Source organism: Synechococcus sp. BA-120 BA3 (genome assembly GCF_034931285.1).
In the GTDB taxonomy this organism is placed as follows: domain Bacteria; phylum Cyanobacteriota; class Cyanobacteriia; order PCC-6307; family Cyanobiaceae; genus Cyanobium.
Map to the genome: position 1 here is coordinate 1 of NZ_JAYGHZ010000193.1, position 1,077 is coordinate 1,077.

Below are 1,077 nucleotides of genomic sequence, written 5' to 3' on the forward strand. Positions count from 1 at the left end.
GGCCCCCGCCGCCGCCGAGGCCGCCCCCGGCGAGGCCTCGCGCCAGGCCCGCACCGTCGACGACTTCGACTTCGACGAGGAGGCCTTCCTCGCCGCCCTCGATGAGAACGCCCCGGTAGGCACCACCGGCGAGGTGGTCCAGGGGGTGGTGATCGGCATGGAGAGCGACGGTGTCTATGTGGACATCGGCGGCAAGGCCCCCGGTTTCATGCCCAAGAGCGAGTGCGGCCTGGGGGTGATCACCAACCTCAAGGAGCGCTTCCCGAAGGGGCTGCCGATCGAGGTGCTCGTCACCCGCGAGCAGAACGCCGACGGCATGGTGACGATCAGCGCCCGCGCCCTGGCCCTGCGCCAGAGCTGGGAGAAGGTGCGCCAGCTGGAGAAGGAGGGCAAGGTGGTGCAGGTCAAGGTCAACGGCTTCAACCGCGGCGGTGTCACCTGCGACCTCGAGGGCCTGCGCGGCTTCATCCCCCGTTCCCAGCTGAACGAGGGCGAGAACCACGAGGCCCTGGTCGGCCAGACCCTGGGCGTCGCCTTCCTGGAGGTCAATGCCGAGACCCGCAAGCTGGTGCTCTCCGAGAAGCGGGCTGCCACCGCCGCCCGTTTCGCCACCCTGGAGGTGGGGCAGCTGGTGGAAGGCCAGGTGGTGTCGATCAAGCCCTACGGCTTCTTCGTCGATCTGGGCGGCGTCAGCGGCCTGCTGCACCAGTCTTCGATCACCGGCGGTGCCCTGAGGGATCTGCGCGAGGCGTTCCAGCAGGGTGAGCACCTCAAGGCCCTGATCACCGCCGTCGACCCCGCCCGGGGCCGCATCGCCCTCAACACCGCCCTGCTCGAAGGTCCCCCCGGCGAGCTGCTGATCGCCAAGGACACCGTGATGGCCGAGGCCGAGGACCGGGCCCACCGGGCCCGCTCGCTGCTGCGCCAGCAGGAACAGGACGCAGGATGAGCGCAGCGGTAGCGGTGCAGGCCCCCGGCCCGGACTGGGAGCGCGATTACTACTCCAGGCCGATCCAGGAGGCCGATGGCAAGAAGCGCTGGAAGCTGCTGATCTGCTCGACGGAGGGTCTGCAGCCG

At 69.9% G+C, this 1,077-nt stretch carries 2 protein-coding genes; both read left to right on the top strand.

Translation table 11 applies throughout. The annotated features are described in order from the left end of the window. On the top strand, positions 1–949 hold a 949-nt coding region (locus tag VB737_RS07200; RefSeq protein ID WP_500312236.1), incomplete at its 5' end, for a S1 RNA-binding domain-containing protein. Further along, a partial coding sequence (locus VB737_RS07205) for a Tab2/Atab2 family RNA-binding protein (RefSeq protein ID WP_500312237.1) occupies positions 946–1,077 on the top strand: 132 nt, incomplete at its 3' end. The genes VB737_RS07200 and VB737_RS07205, both read left to right, overlap by 4 nt.